Raw genomic sequence first — 17,596 nt, forward strand, 5'->3', positions numbered from 1 at the left:
AATAAAATCCCTTTGATGACAGCGCTTTCTATGATATTATAATGGCAATGTATGACCATTGACGGCTGGATTTGGGAATCTTTTGGAATCCTTACAGAGATCATAACTTGTTAATATTAAGTAACCAGTGCACACAGGGGGGTCAGCACTATGGATGAGAAACGCGCCAGGCTTTTATGCGAAAAGGTCGAGCTCGCACACCAGATTACGGGAAAGAAGTGGGTCAGCCTGATTGTTCATACCCTAATGGAGGAACCAAAGCGTTTTAGCGAAATTCATGCATACATCCCTGATCTCAGCAAACGCATGCTCAACGAACGCATTAAAGAGCTGGAGGATAACGGGATCATTATCCGCAATGTCATTACCGAGCGGCCGATCCGTACGGAGTATTCTCTGACACGCAAGGGAACCGAACTCGGCAGAGCGCTTCAAGCCGTGGAAGAATGGGCCGAGAAGTGGTTCTAACCCGAGCCGGTATCATCATGTCTTATCATTTGCGAAAAGGAAAAAGATCAACCCCACCGGAGTTGATCTTTTTTAGATATGAAATGGCCGCTGTTACCGATAGAATGTTCATTCTAATCTGGTTGGAATAAAGCCGTACAGTTTTGTTTATACATGACATGCCGCATGCGTTGAACAGGGGGATCGATTTTTACAAAAATTTCTTTCGCATCGTCTCCAAGTATTCCTCAATAGGCACGGACTGTCTGAGACGCATCAATTCATGGGCCGCATTCCCCACGAGCGTACGGAACTGCTTGTTCTTGCCGGTGGCCAGATCCGAAATGACATCCACGATCGTTTGAGGATCATCCGCATCGGCCCCCTCCGGCTGTTCCAACCGCTTCTTCAGCCGGGCCGTGAGCTCATCGTAGTCGTGAATGTCGGGATTCGTGCTCCAGACCATATTGTTCATAAAGTTGTTCCCCGACGATCCTCCCTGCTCCACAAGCCTCAGTTCGATATTCAGCGGTTTCAGTTCGTAATAGAGGCCCTCCGTCAGTCCCTCAAGGGCAAACTTGGACATGTTATACAAGGAGCCCAGCGGAACCGCGCTTGTCACGCCCATGAAGGAGCTGATATTGATGAACATCCCTCCCCCGTTCGCCCGAAAATGCGGCAGCAACGCCCGGATCACATTAATCGGTCCCCGTGTGTTTACGGCAAACTGCCAGTCAATCGCCTCTTCTTCCGCCAGCTCAAGCGCCCCGTAAGTGCCCATCCCGGCGTTGTTAACGACAACGTCGATGGTGCCGAAGGCATCAATCGCCTGCTTCGCGGCGGTTTGAACCTGGTCTACATCCGTCACATCCATTTTGAACAGTTGAATGTTGCTGTATGCCGTCAGTTCCGTTTCTTTTTCCGGCGTGCGCATCGTCGCCGCTACATTCCAGCCCATTTTCGCAAAATGGATGGCCGTTAATTTACCCAGACCCGAGCTGGTTCCGGTAATTAATATCGTTTTGCTCATTGTATAAGCTCCTTTCGATTACTATATTGAACGTTCATTCTAGCAGGCTGAAAAAACCGCACCTATGGTGCGGCGTTATTTGGCAACCGACTTCCAACAGGAGTTAATGACCGTCTCAATTACTTCATCCGTCAGCGTAAAATGCTTTTGTAAATGACCTTTGACCAGGTAAGCCATCGTGCCGTAATGCATTTGCACCATCATGGCCGGCTCCTGCTCAATGAACAGCTGGTATTCGATCGCTTTCGCGTACAGAGCCGCCATCGGCTTACACCAACCGCCATCATACGATTCCCTTTTGACGGCATCGTTAATATACGGGGAGAACGAATACTGTTCGATAAACTGAAAACCTTCCGGATGTGTAAGGCTGACTTGGAACACTTTCTCCCAGGCGCGGTTAAAACGGGTCCGGATCGGTTCCTTGGCGTCCATCCCCCGTGTTACATACTCTCCGTTGTATAGAACGATCGCTCGATACAATTCGTTTATAATTTCTTCCTTACTTGAAAAATAATGATAAATGCTTCCGGTAGACACGCCCGATTCCTTGGCGATCAGCGCCATCGACGTCGCCTGCAGCTCTTTTTCGATAATAATACGCAGCGTCGTTTCCAGCACTGCCTGCTGAACTTTGTTATATTTCTCAAACATGATCGGTTTAGCCTCCAGCCTGCTTTCGAAATTTAAATCACGATAGAACGTTCATTCTAATCTTAACGATCCCTGGTCGTCTTGTCAAGGGACACTCGATCGGAGGATAGACACCCTGCTCCAAACCCCATTATATAGTAGAAAAAAAGCCAACCCGGCATCATCCTCCGGATTGGCTTTAAAGAGTATAACATGGAGATCCCTTTTAGGCGTGGGCTTTCTCCTTCTGCCGAACGGTGTGAAGCGCCTCGCTCCAGGACACAAGCTGATCCAGCATGGCATGAACCGCCGCTTCCTGATGGGCGCCCGGCTTCAGAACCGTGTAATTTTCAAAATCGGTATGCAGGGACAGCCCCACCTGTGCGCGAACATCAGCTACCATCAGCTCGCCAAGGATCAATCGAAGCGCCTCCGCTGCACGCGAGCCTCCGCCGCCGCCATAAGCCACAATGCCTGCCGCCTTGTTGTTCCATTCATAGTACAGGAAATCGATGGCGTTCTTCAGTGCTCCGGGTATGGATTTGTTGTATTCGGGAGTCACGAACACGAAGCCGTCAAACTCGGCGATTTTCTTCGACCATGCCACCGTATGTTCCTTGGAGTACTGCCCCATAATCGGGGACATCGGCTCATCAAACAGCGGCAGCCGATAATCCGCGATATCGACCAGTTCAAATCTGGCGTCGCTCCGACTGCTTGCGATTTCATGCACCCAGCGGCCGATCGCCTCCCCGTTGCGTCCCGGTCTGGTACTCCCAATAATAATTCCAATATTCATCATGACTTCATAACCCCTTCCATGATTCAAAATAGATTAGTAGCTCATAAATAGATTAGTAGCTCATAAATAGATTAATAGTTTATTCATAGGTTACAGTAAGTACTTACTGTCATACAGGGTACATTTCATTCACAGGCACTCACTCACAGCTATCCCGTCACCCGGCACTCGCCGCCTTGTTTACTCAATGGTTGCCCCGTAGGCGGCCTCAACCGTATAATAATCGCCTTCCGCCCCTTCGATCAGATCCTTGATCTTGTCGTAATGCGCTGAGAAATCCGCCTGTTTAAGCCAGGATTGGTGGGCCTCTACACTCTCGAACAATGCAATGGCTATGGCCCGGTCCCGATGGGATGCGCGCAGAAGGCGGCTCCCAAGCGCTCCGTTTACGGTGTCCTGTTCTGCAAAAGAACGCAGCTCCTCAGACTGAATCCGCATGAATTCGTCCAGCTTGCCCGGCTTCACTTGAAAGGCATTAACCCACACGACCGGTTTTCCGTCCATTTGATCATCTCCCATTTCCATTCCTCCTTTATTTTAAACAATGCCAAGCCAATTATGACTGTCAGTACTTACTGTCATTTATGGAATCATCTTATTCCAGAATATGCCGATTGTCAAGAGAACGAATCATCTTTCAGTTGAAGGTCCATTGCCGCCTGTATTCAACGCTAAGTTTTGTACATTGTATAATGAAACCTATGTAAAGTTGCTCGCTTGTAATAATTATAGTATACATATGTATAGTGCTTTTTTTGATAGAATAGGATTGGAGGATGTTATGCAACCACGTTCCAAAAAAAAGAAGAAAATGAGCCGGCTCCGCAAGTGGATGCTCAGCATCATGGCTGTAATCGCGCTCCTGCTGATCGGAGTAGGCGGATTCCTTGGATTTTTGCATCATAAAGCGATATCAACCTTACATAAAATATCGGCTGCCGCCGAATATTACGCACCCCAGTCCCAGCTGCAGGAACAAGGGGAGGCCGTCAGCGAGCCGCCGGTTGAAAGCGTAACCGAGGCCGACATGAAGCCGATGACTTTTCTCCTCGCCGGAATCGACAACCGCGAAGGCAGCGGGGGAACGATCAATACCGATGTGATGATTTTGGGGGCGCTGAATCCTGAAAAGAAATCGGCCAGCTTAATATCTATCCCCCGGGATTTAAAAATCAGCCAATCCCAGCTGGGGACGCACAAAGCCAACTACTATTACGCCCATTACTATATCAAGGACAAAAAGGCGGCCATGGCCGACACGAAGGAGTTCTTTGGCGACTTGTTCCACATTCCGGTCGATTATATGGTGATGATCAACTTTGAAGGATTCCGGCAGATCATCGATGCCGTCGGCGGCGTCGATGTTGACGTCGACATGGACATGCGCTACAAAGATACGGCGGACGGCACGGATATCAATCTGCGCAAGGGTATGCAGCATCTGGACGGCAAGCAGGCGCTCGACTTCGTCCGCTACCGGAAGTCCAACGACGGATCGTCGCCGTCTTCGGATTTTGACCGGAACCGGCGTCAGCAGCAGGTGCTGAACCAGGTCCTGGACAAGCTCACTTCATTTAAAGGCATCAGCCAATGGGGGCAGGTGCTGGACATTATCGGGGAACAGGTCCAGACGGACATTCCCGCCAAGAACATGGAACGTTGGCTCCTCAATTACAAAAAAATGAAACCGGACCAAATCCAGATGCAGACCGTCGAGGGCCAGTGGAAAAGCCCCTATGTGTATTGGAATGAGCAGCAGCTCAAAGAAGCACTGACCGTCTTGGCCGGTGAGCTGGACCAAAAGCCGAAGAGGCTGTCGACCCTCGGGAACCGTATCGGCTTATATTCCGGAGAGTAACTCATTAGCCTTTCCGGAAAGTAGGGATGGGGATCCGACCCAAATTTGCGTGAGCACCCTTAGAGGGTGCTTTTTTATTTTCGATGCTTATCCAATGTTGCGAGGAGGGCGATGAATCCGTAATAGAAATTCTTCTACGAGCATCGGCCTGGAAAATAACAAAGGGCCACTTGTTTGTGGCCCTGGATGGTATAGGGGTATTCGGGACGGTTATTTGGCAGCCGACAGCTCGCTTCCCGTAACCCACATATGGTTTTTGACCGGATCGCCGCCCGTCGTTGGCTCATAATCCACCATATACACCGTCGTTTTCTCGTCGGAATCGATCGTCGCTTTGGCGCCCTTCATTCCCGGCATATGGTCCGCCTCCAGAACGACCTCGTCCCCTGGCTTGAACGGCTCGGCCCCGGCGTTCTCGATCTCCTCGTGAATTACCCACTTGTGGTTCGTCACCTTGGGCCCGCCGGTTGTCGGCGTGTAGGAGACAGCATAGGCCGTTGTGTCATAGGCACCGACAATGGTAGCCTTGGCGCCCTTCATCCCTTTCATGTGGCCGGCCTCGATGATCGCTTGGCTTCCAACTTTGAAAGCCGGATTCGCCGCTTCTTTCAGCCCTGCGGGAACTTCCCCAGAACCGGAATGATGCATCTCGTCCATCTGGTCCATGTTCTTGTCCGAATCGTCCGCTGCCTGCTCGTGCTGCGACGGGGTCACGGATGCCGGCTCCGACGCGGAGTCATTATTTTGGCACCCTCCAAGCATCAGCATGGCTGCGGCGATGAGCATAAGCCATTGTTTTTTCATCATGTCAGCACTCCTTTTCGTCTTCAGAATGACTGTCCTCTTTTAATATACCCTAGTACCCTATACTATAATCATGAACATTGCATGACATCCATTGTGCCCATAACGTTTTCTTTTAAAACTCCGCTCCAATAAGCAGCCGTTCAATCCGAAGATCCATGGGAAATGACGAAAGAACCTCCCTTTCAGACAGGGCCACTATCCGGGAGCCAGTCCGGTGTCTCCAACGCAAAACGCAAAACGCAAAAAAAGCATGCCATCCTTTCGGATGACATGCCGTATAACGAACTTATTAGAACAAATCTAACGAGGTCAGAGCTTTCCCTCCAAGTAAGACAAAAACTCGAATGCCGTCGTGCCGTACACATGCTTGTAATGGCGGTTCAAATGGGCCAGATCCACAAAACCGCAGCTGCTCACCGCCAGGTAAATGTCCCGGTGCTTTTCAATCAGCTGCCGGGCCCGCTCCAGACGGCAGTTCAGGAAGTACTGGTAAGGCGAGAGCCCGGTATTGGCTTTGAAAGCCCGGATGAACTGATATTTGGACATCCCGAACTCCCCGCTGATTTCGTCCAGGCGAAGCACATGCTCCAGGTTCTCGTGGATCCGCTCCTTGGCTTTGCGGGTGAACGACGGGGCCTTGATGTCCATCGGCCGCAAAATGTCCTGCGAAAAGTGGCCTGCAACCCGAAACAGCAGCTCGCTGCATACATCCTCGGATTGGCCGCCGGCAATGGCGGTGGACAGATCGAGAATGCTGCGCCGCAGCCCCGCGTCGTATAGGATAGGGTCGGAAAAGCGGAGCACTTCCTTTTTCCCCAAAGCCTCCAGGAATTGATCCGGGTGAATGTAGAGCATGACATAATCGATGCCGGAGCGTTCCTGCGACCAGCCGTCATGTGTCTGCTCGGGATGAAACAGCATCACACCGCTGCGGTGGGAGGATTGCAGGCTCCCTTCCAGGTCGTACTGCTGAACGCCGCGGAGGGTGACGCCGAGCGCGTACTCTTCGTGGCAGTGCTTTTTGTACGTAAAATCGGCAATGCTCGCCGACAGCGCGGTAATGCCTGCCGCCTGCTTATACTCGAACCGTTCCATCCTCCGCTCACCCCCTCGCGATGTCCGTGATCCCGGATACCATTACGGCCGAGTATACCAGAAGCAGGGCGAAAACGATATTCGAGATTTTTTGGTATTTTTGCAGAATACCCTTGAGCAGCGTGCCGAACAGTCCCCAGGAAAAATAGGCGGCAACGCCGATCAGCGAGACCAATCCCACAAACAGGGCCAAGACCCAACCTGAAGAATAATAGGGCATGACGTAAATGGGAATGACGGTAATGGTGAACAGCACCACCTTCGGGTTCAGAAACTGCATCCAAAATCCCGACATAAATGACGCCGTCTGCTTGGCCGCCGCCTTGGACACGTCCATGCGGTAAATCTGGTATGCCAGGTACAGAATGAACAAGCTGCCAGCGATCCTTAGCACCGTAAGAACGACGGGCATCCCCGTAACCAGCTCCCGGTTCACCACGACCGAAGCGGCCACCAGCAAAGAGTAAGCGATAGAAGCCCCGGCAATATATTTGGCCGCCTGCCTGAAGCCCTTCTGCCGGACCGCCGCCAAAATGACGATATTCGATGGCCCCGGCGTAAAGGTAACAATGACACAGTACAGCAGAAAAGAAGCAATGTTCATGTTGGATACTCCTCACACCGTCGTTTTTTAGCATTATAGGGTGCGGGGCCGGCAGGCGGATAGTACATTATTGCAGGGGCTTCTTCAGCCGCCCTCCTGTTTTACTTCTGCACAATCTGAATCAGATTGCCGCATGTATCGTCGAAGACGGCTATCGTAAGATCGCCCATTGGGGTAGGCTCCATCGTAAACTTCACTCCGTTTTCCAACAGCCGCTTATACTCGGTATGAATATCCTCCACACCAAACATCGCTGCCGGGATGCCATCAGCAAATATCTTCGTTTGATACTCTTTGGCAGCAGGATGGTTATTCGGTTCGAGCAAGAGCTCGGTGCCGTTCTGCTCGTCCGGAGAGACAAGCGTGATCCACCTGTATTCACCGACGGGAACGTCCTCCTTTTTGACAAACCCCAGCTTTTCTGAATAAAACTGAAGTGCCCGGTCCTGGTCTGATACAAATATACTGGTCACAACGATTTTCATCCTTTGTGCCTCCTTTGAAATTGGTGTGGGTGCTCTCGTTACAATCGGCACCTTTACATTACTCTACCCATCCCTCCAGCAAATGTTTAAGCGGCTCGTTGTTGAAAATAATGACTCGATATTTTCCCTTCTTTTCTGTCATGACGAGCCCTGCCTCTTCCAATGCAGCAAGATGTTTGGCAATCGCCTGCCGCGAAATGGAGAGCTCATGCTTCATAATGAGACGTACCGTAAGTTCATACAACGTCAGCTCGTTACGCTCGGACAGCTCGTCTAACATAAGCCGTCGAGTCGGGTCGGCAAGAGCTTTGAATATAGCGTCTTTGTCCCAATTCATAAACCCATTATAAGCAACCCCGAGGTTGCATGTCAACAATAAGCAACTGTGAGGTTGCATGAACTCAACAGGGCAAGCCAATATAAAAAACCGCGCCGAAGCGCGGTTAGATAACAGCTGCACTGTATGCGATTAAAGCTCTGCGGTCTGCAGCCGCTGTGCTTGGCCGGGACGTTCGCCTTTGGCCAACATTTGGTTGATCGTTCCGATGAGGGCCGGCAGATCGGCCAGCGTATCGATCGTAAAATCGGCCCCGTTCGCCAGGAACGCCCGTCTCGTGCGCTCAATCGCCTCGGCCCGCTCGGCCGCGGACAAGCGGTCGTATTCCTCCTGGCTTAAGCCCATCTCCGAGCTGCCGATGACGACGCCGATCGACCATACACCGGCCTGTATGCCTTCCTGGATATCGGAGGCCGTATCGCCGGCCTTGGCCACCTTCCAGGATGCGGACAGCTTTAGATGCTCCATATTGCGGTAAATCATGTACGGATACGGTCTCCCGTAAGATCCCGTTTCGTCGGGGGTGACGAGATGGTCGGGAGAATACCCCTTTTCCCGTGCGCCCTGAGTGACGACGTCCATCATGGAACGTGTATACCCTGTAGTGGAGCCGATCTTCAGTCCGTCCGCCCGCAGCGCTTCCACCGCCTCGATCACGCCGGGTATCGGATCCGTATATTCGGTCAGGGAGGCCATCAGCGCAGGCTCAAACGCGGTGTACAGTCGGTGCACATCCTCTTCGCTGAAATCCCGTCCGTACTTGTCCTTCCAGAGAGTAGAAATCCTCGGCATAGACAGCATGGCACGGATGTGGTCGATTTTGAGCATGCCCATCGGTGCTCTGGCTTCCTCCATCGTAACCTCAATGCCAGCTTGGTTGAAAATATCGACAAAGACGTTCACCGGCGCAAAGCAGCCGAAGTCCACGGCCGTTCCGGCCCAATCCAAAATCACGCCCTCAATCCGGTTCATCGCTTCATCCCTCCCATATATTCCTCGATTATACCGCACAACTGCTCGATGTCTTCCTCATAGATCTCCCCGATGTTGCCGATGCGGAATGTATCGACGTCCGTCAGCTTGCCGGGGTAGATGACGAAGCCCCTTTCTTTCACATAGGCGTAAAAGTCGGCAAAACTGAAATGCTGCCCCTCAGGGAACAAAAACGTCGTAATGATCGGCGACTGCTTCGCTTCCTCGATATAGGCGTACAGCCCGATGCCGGCCAGCCGGTCGCGAAGCAGCCGGTTGTTCTGGCGGTAGCGTTCAAACCTGGCCGGGACGCCCCCCTCCTCCGCCAGCTCGTCAAGGGCCTTCGCAAAGGCTGCCACGACATGGGTAGGCGAGGTAAACCGCCATTTGCCGTCCTTGTCCATGCCCTTCCATTGGTCATAGAGATCCAGCGATAGGCTGCGCGCCGTGCCTTGGAGTTCCTTCAGCTTCTCCAATCTGGCAATGACAAACCCGAAGCCGGGTACGCCTTGAATGCATTTATTGGCGCTGCTGATCAAATAGTCGATTTCGAGGCCCGGCACATCGATCGCGATGCCGCCGAAGCTGCTCATGGCGTCGATGATCAGCGTTTTGCCGTAGGCTTGGGACAGCGCAGATACGGTTTCGAGCGGATTTAATATGCCCGTCGTCGTCTCGCAGTGAACCATCGCGATATGGGTAATGGAAGGATCGGCTTCAAGCAAGCCGCGAAGCTCCGTTTCGTCGGGATGCCGGTCATAATCGATGCGATATTCCGCATAGTTCAAGCCGATATACCGCGCCATCTGGACGATCCGCTCGCCGTAGGCGCCGTTCGTGATGATCAGCACCTTATCCTGGTCGGAAATGGCCGAGGTCATGACCGATTCGACCGCAAATGTGCCGCTGCCTTGCATCAGTACGGCGGTGTATTCCGCGGGATCGGCGCCGGCGATGCCGAGCAATTCGGACCGGATCCGCTGCGTGATCGATTTATAGTCATCGTCCCAGGTGCAGCGGTCCAGGAGCATTTCCTCTTTCACCGTACGGGTCGTGGTCAGCGGCCCCGGGGTTAACAGCTTGTATTGGTTCATGGGTAAGTCACTCCCTGCGGTATATTGGGTTCATTCTTGGGTCGTCGCCACTTGTTATTTGGCATCGTTAAAAAACTTCTGGTGCTCCTCAAGGAGCTCCACCGTCAGCGGTTTGGCGAACTTCATCGATTTGGCCGGCTTGTTGATGTCTTCGACCGTCTCCCCTTGGTAGAGGGCGACCGGATAGTTCGTGATCAGGTCCTTGCGCGCATCCTTGATGATCGTCTCGGCCATTTTCATGGCGAGGTCGGTCGTGGCGTTCTTCTTATCGACGACCGCGATCGATTCGGTCAGCGAGAAGTTGCCTTCCGACGGGTCGACATAGTCGATCGGCGCGCCCGAAGCCTTGGCTTTGACCGCCTGGTGGCGCAGTCCGAAGCCTGCGGCAACTTCGCCGGCTTCAACCTTCTTGATCGGGCCGGAGCCCGAGCTCTCCAGATGCGGGCCGACGTTCGCGATCAGATCGTGCAGCACCTGCTTGCCTTCCTCTTCTCCATACTGCGTGATGACGGCCTGTACGAGCAGCCAGCCGGTGGAGGAGTCCATAATGTTCGGAATCGATACCAGGCCTTTGTATTCCGGCTTTGTCAAATCCTTGATCGATGCCGGCTTCTCCAATCCTTTTTGCTTCAGTACCTCGGTATTCACGAAGATCGATCCGGTATTGGCCAGAATCGGCGTATAGTAAGACGGATAGGAATCCATGGCGTTCGTGGTAAAAGACAGGTCCTTGTACATGTGGTACTTGCTCTGCGAGCTGTCGATAAAATACGAGCTCATTGTGATGAGATCGGCCTCGATATCGCTTCCCTCCGCCATCAGCTTTCCGCCGAGCTCGGAAGTGCCGAGTGACTGCAGCACGTATTTGCCGTCGTAGCCGGCATTTTTCAGCGCGGTCTCCATGGCGGCTACCGCTTCTTCATCACCGTTGGTGTAGATGACGACCTTCTTGGATTCCTCCGCTTTACTGCTGCTGCATCCGACCAGAGCGAATACGAGGCTGATGGCGAGCAGGGTGAGCAGAAGGCCTTTGAACGTTTTGGACTTGGACATGGGTAAATTCCCTCGCTTCAAATAAAATGATGGTAATGCTGGCTTGCTGCTTGCGTGCCTTCTGAGGCCGCTCCGGGTCCGAATCGGGATTCCGATCGCTGCGCTTCTCCAAACCCTGTTTTCAGCCCCTCCGCTGGGCTTGGCGAAAAGAGTGAATGATAGTGAAAACAAATTCAAAGCCATGTCAATGCGAGTGTAGATTGTGCTCATAGCTAGCCATGTAACCTTCTAGAGCGATACTAAGAAATCGTGAAATACCAGCAGTTAATCCCGCTAGGCGAAGGTCAACCCCCAGGCTCACCGCCGCACCGCCCTCCTTCTCTGCAGTACTTCGCACAGCACCTTGATCATCAGGTTGGTTGCGAAGATCAGCATGGACAGCACGAAAATTTCATTAAACTTGGCAAAATGCTGCAGTTCCTTGATTTTGCTCGCCACCACCGACGTCTGCGCCGATACCAGAAAGATGATTCCGCTGATCGTCACCATCGCGTTGACGAAGAAGTACCCGAACATTTCGATCACCGTGGCGGCCGAATTCGGCAGCACCACCCGCCGGACGGTCCGCAGCCAGCTGTCTCCAAGCAGTTCCCCGGTCGTTTCCCAGGAAGGGTTCATCCGGGAAAGGGCGTTTTTGGCCATCAGGTATGGCGTCGTGAACAGATGGACGATGTTGCACAGCACGAGAATCGTAAACGTCCCCTTCAGACTGCTCCCGTTCAGAAACAGCAGGTACGAAATCCCCAGCACCATGCCCGGCACCGTGTTGGTGATCATCGAAATGGTATCCGTGATTCCCCGCCACCGCAGGTTCGTACGCACATTGAGCAGCGCTGCGGCATAAGCAGCCAGGGTGCCGAAGACGGACGTCAGCAGCGCAACCCACAGCGAATGCTTGTACACCCCTGTGAGATCTCCGGATTCCAGCACACTCGCCACATGCTTGAAGGTAAACGTGAGATCGTACGGATATCCATTCATCCACGGTGCGATAAACATAACCGCAAAGATAGAGAGCATGCCGAGCACGACCAACAGGGAGAGGATTCCGAAGCCTGCATCCCGTACACGGTGCTTGGGCAGCGGCGTATCGGCCATTTTATCGACGTGGAAATTGAGCTTCTCCAGCGCCTGCAGCAGCCAGATGCCAAACACCGCCGGGATCAGCATGACGATCGCAACGACCGCCCCCTGGTTGAAATCCGGAATGGAGCCGAGCATCACCTGGTACAATTGCCCTGCAACGACCTCGTAGGTGCCGCCGACCGACGCCGGAATCCCGAAATCGGTAAAGCTCAAAATAAACGACAGGATCAACGCGCCGCCCAGCGCGCCCGCCAGCGGCCGCAGCACCGTATTTTTGAAGCTGCGCAGCGTGCCGTCCCCCATCAGCCTGGAGACGATGATGAACTTCCGGTCCACGTAGCGGAACGCATTGTGGATCAACAGAAAGGCCGGCGGCAGCGTGTAAATGACATAGCCGAGCAGCAGTCCGTTGAATCCGTAAATTTCAAACCAGTTCCGTCCCGTAATCCGGGTGATCAGCCCCTGGTTCCCGAAGGAGTACATGATGGCGAATCCGTAGGTAATCGTGGGCAGGAGCATCGGGAGCGCGACCAACATTCTTACTGCACCCTTGATGGGCCGGTACACGTTGGTACAGTGAATACCATAAGCGAGAATAAAGCCGAGCACCGTCGTGATGAGTGCGGTTAGCGCCGATACTTTGACGCTGTTCAGAATGGAGCGGGTCAGGTCCCGGTTTCTCCACACATCGGTATAGTTTGTGAGCGTAAAGCCCTGATCATTTTCCAAAGAGCGAATGAGCAGCACCACCAGCGGGATGAACAGAAACACGGCGAACAGCAGCACGATCAGGATGAAGATCACCCGCATTTCAGGTTTGACTTTATGCATGGGCCGCACCAAAAAGCTGGTAAATGTTCTGCCGTTTAATCTGCAGCTGCCGGATAATAAACTGTTCCACGAAAGCATCCGCCGGCTGCTGGATGATGTCCTGCGGCGTGCCGTATTGGGCGATTTGGCCCTGGTTGATGATCAGAATTTTGTCCGACAGGGTCAGCGCCTCTTCCGGATCGTGGGTCACAATGATGGTCGTAAGCTTGAATTCCCGCGCGATCGATTGAATCCGCTGCTTGATCGATTCCTTGATCACCCCGTCGAGGGCGCTGAGCGGCTCGTCCAGCAGCAGGATTTTCGGTTTGGTGACCAGCGTTCGGGCCAAAGCCACCCGCTGCTTCTGGCCCCCGGACAGCTCGCTGATTCTTTTTTTCAGATGGGGCCCGAGCTCCAGAAAATCGATCGTTTCCTGAACCTCCTCCTTGCTGATGCCCTTCTTGTTGCGAAGCCCGTATACGATATTGTCGTAAGCGTTCAAATTCGGGAACAGGGCATAATCCTGAAACACGATATTGAATCCGCGCTTGTTCATAGGCACCCGGCTGATGTCGTTGCCATTAAACAGGATCTTGCCTTGATCCATATCGGTTAACCCGAGAATAATGCCGAGAAGGGTCGTCTTCCCGCTTCCACTCGGACCGAGGAGCGATACAATTTCGCCCGTGCCGATCTCGAGACTGATGTCTTCCAAAACTACCTTTTCGTCGAATTGTTTACGAATATGCTGCAGCTTGAGCAGACGGCTCACCTCCCATAAACACAACCCCAGTATAAAAAGCGAATGTCAATCCAAATCGTCCATTGTGTAAAACCGAAGTAAATTATGCATATGTTTTTCATATATTTTGACTAACTTTATCCTAAATCGACTTCATTGCTTCTCATATATACGTAAAAAAAGCGCCCAACCAGTACTTTGGAGTACCGATTCGGCGCTTTGGCGTTTGACCAAGGCTTACTGTGCTAATTCTGTTGTGAAGTCCGCATAATAGCGGATCAGGAAATCACGAAACGTATGAGCCGCTTTGGATAGGTAATGATGTCTCGACCAGGCCAACAGAAAAGTGCGCTGGCACACAGGCTGTTCAATCGGAAGCAGAACAAGGGAGGGTTCTTTTAATTTCGCAGCCTCGGTTAATAAGGCAACCCCCATACCCGCTTTGACAAAAGCACTCATGACGGTCGTATCATCCACCTCGCATGAAATCTTTGGTTCAAAACCCGCCGATTTACACAATTGATCGGTTAACACCCGGTAGCTGTGTTTCCTGTCCAAACCGATAAAGGGTTCCCCGGCCAACTCGCTTAAGCAGATACGGGTGCGATTCGATAAAGGATGCCCGGAGGGTACTGCCAGAAAAATCTCCTCCCGCAAAAATTCAATACTTTCGATCTCCTCATGTTCAATCGGCAGTGAAGTAATGCAAAAGTCCAGTTCGCCGTCAAGAAGGAGCTCGATCTTCTCCTCGTGCGAGGTCGTTTGGGTAAGGCGAAGATTGACCTTCGGGTGCGCCGATAAAAATGAACTGATAAACTCCGCGTCACACTTGTGGTTCGTTGTGGCCAACACAATACGTCCCTGCTCGAGGCCAGCCTGATCGGCAACCTGGCGTCTCCCCTCTTCCAGCATCGTCAGGGCCGGCTCAACCTGCTGCAAAAACAGTCTGCCATACGAATTGAGGCGGATTTTTTGTTTGTGGCGGTCAAATAGCGGAACTCCTATATCCTGCTCCAGCCGGGCGATCGTTTTGCTGAGGGCTGGCTGGGCGATATGCAATTCCTCGGCTGCCTTCGTCATGTGTTCCAGCCGGGCGACGGTTTGAAAATACTTCAATTGCAATAATTCCATGGATTCCACCCTTCCATTCTGATGGACCGAATCAAGTTTATATCTTTAGAGTTATGAACTTATGACCAATTTATATTTTTAACGGTCATTTATCAACTTTATAATGTGGATGAATCTCCATCTTCACGATGGAACGCAAAGGAAAGGGGACTTACGGAGATGGAGGGTCAAAAGGATGCGGCCAATAAGCTGCTTCATATCATGTATTTCACCTTGATCATATCGGTCATGAACGCAACGATTTTTAACGTGGTGCTCACATCCATTCGCGAGGAATTTATGCTGACGGCTTCACAGGTGAGCTGGATGACCACGGGCTATGGAATCATGTATGCGATCGGTTCAGTGACCTACGGTAAATTGGCAGACCGTTTCCGGCTGAAGGATTTGCTGACTTTCGGCTTCATCCTTATGGTCACGGGCTCGCTCTTAGGGCTGTCGGCACAGCATTACGGGATGATGGTGGCTGGACGGATGCTGCAGGCTGCCGGAGGAGCGGTGATCCCCGCCGTATCCATGATTATACCGGCCAAATATTTCCCTCCGGAAAACAGAGGCCGGGCCATTGGCACGATGGTAAGCGGGCTGGCTCTTGGGACGGCCATTAGCCCTATAGCGGCTAGTCTGGTGACAGGTATGCTTCATTGGCGTATGCTTTTTTGTTTTTCTTTGTTCATCCTGCTGGTTCTGCCTGTATTCCGCAAATATTTGCAGGAAGAACCGGAGCGGACAGGGAGCAAGCTGGATTGGATCGGCGGATTTCTGCTTGCAGGTACCATTGCGTTAATACTTCTTGCTATTACTTATAGTTCATGGCTGTTCTTTGGTACCGGCTTCGTCTTCTTTGCTCTATTCATCCTTCGCATCCGGTCCGCAGAGGAGCCGTTTGTTCAGCCCGCCTTGTTTCATAATCGGCGTTATGTCCTGGGCGTAGGGATTGCTTTGTTAGCGGCAAGCCTGAGTTCCGGAATGCCTTTCATTATGCCGCAGCTGCTCACGAACATAAGCCATATATCTCCCGCATTCATTGGTTTTGTTATGTTTCCGGGAGCCATGGCATCCGCTTTGCTGGGAAGAACAGGCGGGAAACTCGCCGATGAAAGGGGAAATGGCTTTCTCTTCTATCTGGCTGCAGCTCCGCTCTTGGTTTCCTTTGGTATCTTGTCCGTATTCCCCGGGATGCCGCCCGCCTATATATGGATCTTCCTGATTCTAGCCAGCACGGGGCAGACCTTTATCCAGGTAGCTACGTCAAACAGCGTTTCCCTCACTTTGTCACAGGAGCATATGGGTATCGGGATGGGCTTTCTTACCATGATGACATTCATCATCGGAGCCGTCTCTACTTCTTTGATTGGTAAAGTACTTGATTGGGGAGCTCCCGCTCAGCTGAATCCACTGCTCTTTCACGAGCAAGCGATGAGCTACAGCAACGCGTTTTCCCTGCTGTTCACCGTCCTGCTCGTGGTTGTCGCGCTTTATTCTATGCTGGTGCGAGCCCGTAAAACCGTTGGATCCTCAATATCCAGCACACAAAAATGATTTCGAAGGAGATGGAAAGATGACTTCAAACCTGATGCAAGCTGTCCGCATTCACCAATATGGAGGACCAGAGGAGCTGAAATTGGAACAACTGCCTGTACCGGTTCCTAAACCGGAGGAAGTTTTAATTCGCGTGCATGCCGTCGGCGTACTGCCTGTGGATTGGGCGTATCGTCAAGGACTGATGAAGGAGCATGTCCCGCTGCAGCTTCCTTTCATCTCGGGCTCAGCTGTAGCGGGAGTCGTCGCCGATGTCGGTTCCCGTGTATCGAAATTTCGGAAAGGTCAGGCGGTATTCGGCAGAGCCAGTCAAGGCGCATGCGCGGAGTTCGTCACAACAACGGTGGATACCCTCGCAAGCTTGCCGCCAAATCTCTCCTTCCGCGAAGCAGCCACCATCTCAGGAGGTGCTACCACGGCATGGATGGCGCTGTTCGCTCATGGCCATTTGCAGCCAGGCCAGCGTGTTCTGGTTCATGCGGCGGCCGGAGGGGTCGGGTCGTATGCCGTTCAATTGGCCAAATGGAAAGGCGCCGAAGTCATCGGCACATGTTCGGGGGACCACATTGATTACGTCAAATCGCTGGGTGCCGACACCGTCATCGATTATCGAACAACCCGATTTGAGGACAGAGTGCACGACGTGGACTTGGTTCTGGACGGGGTTGGCAGTGACACGCTGGAGCGCTCCTGGTCCATCGTGAAACGCGGGGGAACCTTGCTCTCGCTTGTAGACGTCCCCTCCACGGAGCGGGCTCAGCAATTGGGCATTACTGCGCGGTTCAGCAATGAGCTCGCACCCGATACCGTTTTCCAGCAAATAGGACAGCTGATCGCAGACGGACAAATAAAGGCACCGGTCGGAAGGGAATTTCCACTGCATGAGATCAGGCAAGCTCACGAGCTATGCCAAACCGGCCATGGACGGGGACGAATCGTGCTTCGGGTCGCGGATTGAATTCAGAAGGGCCGGCAACGGCCCTTTTTAGCTGAAGCAAGACCATGCAGTTTCGGGCAAGATGCTCAACAGAAACCTGTGGCTCCAAGGTATAAACGGTATTGAAGTTG

General features: G+C 52.5%; 19 protein-coding genes. 4 read left to right on the forward strand and 15 right to left on the reverse strand.

Annotated elements, in window-relative coordinates:
* The first annotated feature begins 150 nt into the window (after positions 1–150).
* On the forward strand, positions 151–468 hold the full coding sequence (locus tag BCV73_RS27885) for a winged helix-turn-helix transcriptional regulator (protein WP_076173085.1): 318 nt from the start codon (positions 151–153) through the stop codon (positions 466–468).
* A 190-nt stretch (positions 469–658) separates the two neighbouring features.
* Here BCV73_RS27885 and BCV73_RS27890 read toward each other — a convergent pair whose 3' ends face one another.
* The 4 genes from BCV73_RS27890 to BCV73_RS27905 form a co-directional block, all read right to left on the reverse strand.
* Positions 659–1,477: an SDR family oxidoreductase gene (locus tag BCV73_RS27890; RefSeq protein WP_089549334.1), complete on the reverse strand. Its 819-nt coding sequence runs from the start codon at positions 1,475–1,477 to the stop codon at positions 659–661.
* Between the two features lie 75 nt (positions 1,478–1,552).
* Positions 1,553–2,131, reverse strand: a complete 579-nt coding sequence (locus tag BCV73_RS27895; protein WP_076173087.1) for a TetR/AcrR family transcriptional regulator — start codon at positions 2,129–2,131, stop codon at positions 1,553–1,555.
* A 205-nt stretch (positions 2,132–2,336) separates the two neighbouring features.
* Positions 2,337–2,912, reverse strand: a complete 576-nt coding sequence (locus BCV73_RS27900) for an NADPH-dependent FMN reductase (protein ID WP_076173088.1) — start codon at positions 2,910–2,912, stop codon at positions 2,337–2,339.
* Between the two features lie 180 nt (positions 2,913–3,092).
* On the reverse strand, positions 3,093–3,431 hold the full coding sequence (locus tag BCV73_RS27905) for an antibiotic biosynthesis monooxygenase family protein (RefSeq protein WP_179232085.1): 339 nt from the start codon (positions 3,429–3,431) through the stop codon (positions 3,093–3,095).
* Positions 3,432–3,693: 262 nt separating this feature from the next.
* On the opposite strand from BCV73_RS27905, the gene BCV73_RS27910 reads away from it, so the two are divergent.
* Positions 3,694–4,770 (forward strand): LCP family protein, encoded by a 1,077-nt coding sequence (locus tag BCV73_RS27910; RefSeq protein WP_256993030.1) that lies wholly within the window; start codon positions 3,694–3,696, stop codon positions 4,768–4,770.
* 210 nt (positions 4,771–4,980) lie between these two features.
* Here BCV73_RS27910 and BCV73_RS27915 read toward each other — a convergent pair whose 3' ends face one another.
* The 11 genes from BCV73_RS27915 to BCV73_RS27965 all read right to left on the reverse strand — a co-directional run bounded on the left by BCV73_RS27915 (position 4,981) and on the right by BCV73_RS27965 (position 14,971).
* Positions 4,981–5,574, reverse strand: coding sequence for a YdhK family protein (locus BCV73_RS27915; RefSeq protein ID WP_089550442.1), 594 nt, complete (start codon positions 5,572–5,574; stop codon positions 4,981–4,983).
* Between the two features lie 312 nt (positions 5,575–5,886).
* Entirely contained in the window at positions 5,887–6,672 is a 786-nt protein-coding gene (locus BCV73_RS27920) for an AraC family transcriptional regulator (protein ID WP_089549336.1), read from the reverse strand.
* Between the two features lie 7 nt (positions 6,673–6,679).
* The gene (locus BCV73_RS27925; protein WP_089549337.1) at positions 6,680–7,276 is read right to left on the reverse strand and encodes a LysE family translocator; all 597 of its coding nucleotides are present in this window, start codon (positions 7,274–7,276) and stop codon (positions 6,680–6,682) included.
* 101 nt (positions 7,277–7,377) lie between these two features.
* Positions 7,378–7,761: a VOC family protein gene (locus tag BCV73_RS27930; protein ID WP_076173093.1), complete on the reverse strand. Its 384-nt coding sequence runs from the start codon at positions 7,759–7,761 to the stop codon at positions 7,378–7,380.
* A gap of 58 nt (positions 7,762–7,819) precedes the next feature.
* Entirely contained in the window at positions 7,820–8,098 is a 279-nt protein-coding gene (locus tag BCV73_RS27935; protein ID WP_076173094.1) for an ArsR/SmtB family transcription factor, read from the reverse strand.
* Positions 8,099–8,230: 132 nt separating this feature from the next.
* The gene (phnX, locus tag BCV73_RS27940) at positions 8,231–9,070 is read right to left on the reverse strand and encodes a phosphonoacetaldehyde hydrolase (RefSeq protein ID WP_089549338.1); all 840 of its coding nucleotides are present in this window, start codon (positions 9,068–9,070) and stop codon (positions 8,231–8,233) included.
* Positions 9,067–10,164, reverse strand: a complete 1,098-nt coding sequence (gene phnW / locus BCV73_RS27945; protein WP_089549339.1) for a 2-aminoethylphosphonate--pyruvate transaminase — start codon at positions 10,162–10,164, stop codon at positions 9,067–9,069. The genes phnX and phnW overlap by 4 nt, the downstream gene beginning before the upstream one ends.
* Before the next feature lie 54 nt (positions 10,165–10,218).
* Entirely contained in the window at positions 10,219–11,217 is a 999-nt protein-coding gene (locus BCV73_RS27950) for an extracellular solute-binding protein (protein WP_089549340.1), read from the reverse strand.
* 297 nt (positions 11,218–11,514) lie between these two features.
* The gene (locus BCV73_RS27955) at positions 11,515–13,134 is read right to left on the reverse strand and encodes an ABC transporter permease subunit (protein ID WP_089549341.1); all 1,620 of its coding nucleotides are present in this window, start codon (positions 13,132–13,134) and stop codon (positions 11,515–11,517) included.
* A complete protein-coding gene (locus BCV73_RS27960; RefSeq protein WP_089550443.1) occupies positions 13,127–13,876 on the reverse strand; it encodes an ABC transporter ATP-binding protein in 750 nt (249 codons plus the stop codon). Before BCV73_RS27960 ends, BCV73_RS27955 begins: the two co-directional genes overlap by 8 nt.
* A 216-nt stretch (positions 13,877–14,092) precedes the next feature.
* Positions 14,093–14,971: a LysR family transcriptional regulator gene (locus BCV73_RS27965; protein WP_343220217.1), complete on the reverse strand. Its 879-nt coding sequence runs from the start codon at positions 14,969–14,971 to the stop codon at positions 14,093–14,095.
* A gap of 174 nt (positions 14,972–15,145) precedes the next feature.
* On the opposite strand from BCV73_RS27965, the gene BCV73_RS27970 reads away from it, so the two are divergent.
* Together BCV73_RS27970 and BCV73_RS27975 are read left to right on the forward strand one after the other, a co-directional pair.
* Complete coding sequence (locus tag BCV73_RS27970; protein ID WP_089549343.1) at positions 15,146–16,528, forward strand: MFS transporter; 1,383 nt, start codon at positions 15,146–15,148, stop codon at positions 16,526–16,528.
* A gap of 19 nt (positions 16,529–16,547) precedes the next feature.
* On the forward strand, positions 16,548–17,486 hold the full coding sequence (locus BCV73_RS27975; protein ID WP_089549344.1) for an NADP-dependent oxidoreductase: 939 nt from the start codon (positions 16,548–16,550) through the stop codon (positions 17,484–17,486).
* Positions 17,487–17,596: the final 110 nt, after the last annotated feature.

Origin of the sequence: Paenibacillus sp. SSG-1 (assembly GCF_002224835.1) — a bacterium.
In the GTDB taxonomy this organism is placed as follows: Bacteria; Bacillota; Bacilli; order Paenibacillales; family Paenibacillaceae; genus Paenibacillus_AQ; species Paenibacillus_AQ favisporus.

Coding starts and splice junctions, on each gene's coding strand:
- BCV73_RS27885 (WP_076173085.1), top strand. CDS start 151: ATGGATGAGAAACGCGCCAGGCTTTTATGCGAAAAGGTCGAGCTCGCA.
- BCV73_RS27890 (WP_089549334.1), bottom strand. CDS start 1,477: ATGAGCAAAACGATATTAATTACCGGAACCAGCTCGGGTCTGGGTAAA.
- BCV73_RS27895 (WP_076173087.1), bottom strand. CDS start 2,131: ATGTTTGAGAAATATAACAAAGTTCAGCAGGCAGTGCTGGAAACGACG.
- BCV73_RS27900 (WP_076173088.1), bottom strand. CDS start 2,912: ATGATGAATATTGGAATTATTATTGGGAGTACCAGACCGGGACGCAAC.
- BCV73_RS27905 (WP_179232085.1), bottom strand. CDS start 3,431: ATGGGAGATGATCAAATGGACGGAAAACCGGTCGTGTGGGTTAATGCC.
- BCV73_RS27910 (WP_256993030.1), top strand. CDS start 3,694: ATGCAACCACGTTCCAAAAAAAAGAAGAAAATGAGCCGGCTCCGCAAG.
- BCV73_RS27915 (WP_089550442.1), bottom strand. CDS start 5,574: ATGAAAAAACAATGGCTTATGCTCATCGCCGCAGCCATGCTGATGCTT.
- BCV73_RS27920 (WP_089549336.1), bottom strand. CDS start 6,672: ATGGAACGGTTCGAGTATAAGCAGGCGGCAGGCATTACCGCGCTGTCG.
- BCV73_RS27925 (WP_089549337.1), bottom strand. CDS start 7,276: ATGAACATTGCTTCTTTTCTGCTGTACTGTGTCATTGTTACCTTTACG.
- BCV73_RS27930 (WP_076173093.1), bottom strand. CDS start 7,761: ATGAAAATCGTTGTGACCAGTATATTTGTATCAGACCAGGACCGGGCA.
- BCV73_RS27935 (WP_076173094.1), bottom strand. CDS start 8,098: ATGAATTGGGACAAAGACGCTATATTCAAAGCTCTTGCCGACCCGACT.
- phnX (WP_089549338.1), bottom strand. CDS start 9,070: ATGAACCGGATTGAGGGCGTGATTTTGGATTGGGCCGGAACGGCCGTG.
- phnW (WP_089549339.1), bottom strand. CDS start 10,164: ATGAACCAATACAAGCTGTTAACCCCGGGGCCGCTGACCACGACCCGT.
- BCV73_RS27950 (WP_089549340.1), bottom strand. CDS start 11,217: ATGTCCAAGTCCAAAACGTTCAAAGGCCTTCTGCTCACCCTGCTCGCC.
- BCV73_RS27955 (WP_089549341.1), bottom strand. CDS start 13,134: ATGCATAAAGTCAAACCTGAAATGCGGGTGATCTTCATCCTGATCGTG.
- BCV73_RS27970 (WP_089549343.1), top strand. CDS start 15,146: ATGGAGGGTCAAAAGGATGCGGCCAATAAGCTGCTTCATATCATGTAT.
- BCV73_RS27975 (WP_089549344.1), top strand. CDS start 16,548: ATGACTTCAAACCTGATGCAAGCTGTCCGCATTCACCAATATGGAGGA.